General features: G+C 33.2%; 1 protein-coding gene. It reads left to right on the forward strand.

Annotated features, from left to right (window positions below):
* Positions 1-25: 25 nt before the first annotated feature.
* Positions 26-235 (forward strand): IS630 transposase-related protein (locus ADI86_RS01870; RefSeq protein WP_152906139.1); only part of this gene is annotated, 210 nt, incomplete at its 3' end.

Raw genomic sequence — 235 nt, forward strand, 5'->3', positions numbered from 1 at the left:
GTACACAATGTGGTATAATCTTCTTATGGCATATTCAATAGATTTTCGTAAAAAAGTTCTCTCTTATTGTGAGCGAACAGGTAGTATAACAGAAGCATCACACATTTTCCAAATCTCACGTAATACCATTTATGGCTGGTTAAAGCTAAAAGAGAAAACAGGGGACCTAAATCATCAAGTAAAAGGAACAAAACCAAGAAAGGTTGATAGAGATAGACTTAAAAACTATCTTACT

Origin of the sequence: Streptococcus pseudopneumoniae, assembly GCF_001074975.1 — a bacterium.
GTDB classification, from domain to species: Bacteria; Bacillota; Bacilli; order Lactobacillales; family Streptococcaceae; genus Streptococcus; species Streptococcus pseudopneumoniae_D.